Raw genomic sequence first — 2824 nt, 5'->3', positions numbered from 1 at the left:
TTCAGGACATGTAGCTTTCATATTTTTATGTGTCTTCGTGAGCAAACCACTAATTCTTTCCAGGTTTTTTTGTGCTAATTCAAAGGTGGGGTTCAATTTCAAGGCTTTTTTGAGAAGAATTTTCGCTTCTTCTAATGAATTATTATGCTCATAGATAACCGCTAAATTATTTAATGTTTTGACATCTTCCTTTTGTTGAAGTATCTGTTCATAGATTGGTTGAGCTTTTTCCATATTCCCTTCTGACTGAAAAAGGAACGCATAGTTATATTTCGCCTCAACAAAATCTGGGTCTAATTCCATAGCATTAAAGAAGTATTGTTTGGCTTCCTTTATTTTGCCTTTTGTAGAGTAATAGATACCAAGATAATAATGCAAATCAGGAGAATCTGGAAAGATTTTGAGATTTTGTTTCAAGTCTGAATAAGCACCATCAAAGTTTTTACTTGCATATTTATATGCAACTCGTTGGATAGATTCATTTTCAGAAAGCACCACGCCGGATTCACCAAATACTTTTTTATCTATCTTCCATTGATTGTTGATTTTTTTCAAAACGATTGATAGAGGATATTTACCATTGATTTCAAATTCTACAATCGCCTGGTTTTGTTCTTTGCTTAAAGCAGAACGGATAAGGTCAAACACTTTTATTGCTTTAAAAGCTTTATTTTGAAAGTTTCTTTTAAGGTAATTTGTTTTAAGTTCTTTACTATTATATATTTTACTATTAACGAGAAGTTGGGTTGTCCTTTCATAGTCATAATTTATTACTAAGTTTAGAAATTTCTCAGCCATTTCTTCATGATTAAGAGTGGTTTTCTTTTTAATTGGAATTGAAAGTTTTTCCCGAACATAATTATAGTTGAGAGTTGATTTAAATTTTGATTCATATTTTTCAAGGAATTTATTTATTTGACTTTTGCCATCCTTTGTTCTTGCAAGTTCTATAGGGGACATATTATTGAACAGGGGATTTTTTGTATGTATCCATTTTCTTATATGTAGATTCATAAGTTCCTGCTGCTCTGCAATTGATTCGGAGTAGTTATTAAGCATCAGCTCGTCTTTTTTTGAACTTTGTTTAAGAGCGAATTTGCATTCTGTAGGGCATTCCATCTTTATTCGAATTTGATTACAGCAATGGAAACAGATATTTCTTTTTGTTTTTAAGCATTTTCTGTTAGCCAGATGTTTTTTGCAAATCTGGCATCGCTTTGGTGGAAAGATTCCAATAAGTTTTTTCATATTTTTTATTGAACCATGAATTATCACTAATAGACACTAACCTTCATATTATATCATAATTTATTAACCACAAAGAGAAAGAAAATGACAAATAACAAATTTCAAATTACAAATAAATTCCAAAATCAAAATTACAAAAAATTCAGAAAAATGAAGTTGGTATTAATAATTTGACATTTATTTATTTGGATTTCATTTGACATTTGGGTTTTGTAATTTGAAATTTAATTTAATAATAATGGCATTCTGCGTTTGAATTCTGATTTTTCCATTAAATTTTTTATGTGAACGATTTCATCAATTGAAAAGCCTTTTTTCATAATTTCTTCATTTGAAAGTTTCTCATCAAGAATAAAGTAAAGAATCTCATCTGCAACTTCATATTTTATACCAAGTTCATCTTCATCAGTTTGTCCTTGCCATAAATCGGCACTCGGGGTTTTATTGATAATTTGCGAAGGAATATTTAGGAATTTTGCTATTTCCAAAACTTCGGTTTTATATAGATGACCAAGTGGCTCTATTGCACAGGCAGAATCACCAAATTGTGTCACATAACCAAGATAAATTTCAGTTTTATTTCCTGTTCCTATGACCAGAGCACTTTCCTTAGCAGAAAGGTCATATAAGATACACATTCTTTCGCGAGCCATTCGGTTTCCACGACGAAGAACATTTGCATCTTTTTCATATTTGTCAAAATAGCTGTCAACCATTGGAGAGATTTCGCGGATGTAATACTTTATGCTTAAATTTTCAGCAATGAGTTTTCCATCTTCAAGAGATTGCGAAGAGATGGTTTTGTATGGCATTAAGATGCCGATGACATTTTCTTTGCCAAGCGCTTCTACTGTTAAATAAGCAGAAACGGATGAATCTAATCCACCCGATAAGCCGATTATTCCTTTTTTGAATCCTGAATTATGAACATACTTTTTGATAAATGATATGATTCTGTTTTTTTCTTTTGCAATGTTTATTTTTCTCATGGTTTCCTTTTTTGCCACAGATTCACCCCGTGTAATAGTGAAGCGTTTTATATTACACGGGGTAAACACAGATATTCACAGATAAATAATTTTACTGTAGAATATTTAAAAATGATTAGTAAATTTGCGAGTTGTCAACAAATTCACCAATTAACAATTTTTATATCATCAATTGATTCAACCACACAATCAGCAAATTTTATCATTGTTTCATAATCATCTTTTCCTGTGAGAACGCCAATAGATAGGGGACAACCAGCATTTTTTGCCATTTGATGGTCCCAGACATTATCGCCAACCACAGCAGTTTGTCCTGGAGGAATATTCACATTCTCACATATTTTTAGGACCATATCAGGCGCAGGTTTATCATTCTTTATGCTATCAGCACCAATTATTGTAGAGATATACTCTAAGATGCCAAATGCTTCCATAATTTTTTCGCATCGTTCCGCAAGGTCAGAAGTTGCAACTGCGATTTTTATTCCAGCTTCTGTAATATGTTTAAATAATCCTTTCAAATCTCCAAGCGGTTTTGCTATTGCAATTAAATCTGTAACTTTATCCACTGCGCCAAAAATTCTATG

At 31.6% G+C, this 2824-nt stretch carries 3 protein-coding genes; all 3 read right to left on the bottom strand.

Features of this window, described 5'->3' with window-relative positions; all coding sequences use genetic code 11:
* The coding region (locus U9R23_01615) for a tetratricopeptide repeat protein (GenBank protein MEA3475134.1) at positions 1–1059 on the bottom strand (1059 nt) is incomplete at its 3' end.
* Between the two features lie 413 nt (positions 1060–1472).
* Positions 1473–2237, bottom strand: coding sequence for an NAD+ synthase (locus tag U9R23_01610; protein MEA3475133.1), 765 nt, complete (start codon positions 2235–2237; stop codon positions 1473–1475).
* Between the two features lie 143 nt (positions 2238–2380).
* Positions 2381–2824 (bottom strand): HAD family hydrolase (locus U9R23_01605; protein ID MEA3475132.1); only part of this gene is annotated, 444 nt, incomplete at its 5' end.

Source organism: Candidatus Cloacimonadota bacterium, from assembly GCA_034722995.1.
In the GTDB taxonomy this organism is placed as follows: Bacteria; Cloacimonadota; Cloacimonadia; order JGIOTU-2; family JGIOTU-2; genus JAGMCF01.
Note: the sequence above shows the minus strand (reverse complement) of the source record. Positions and strands in the feature narration are given on the sequence as shown.

What these genes read in the sequence shown, in the direction of transcription:
- U9R23_01610 (MEA3475133.1), bottom strand. Translation starts at nt 2,237, where the DNA reads ATGAGAAAAATAAACATTGCAAAAGAAAAAAACAGAATCATATCATTT.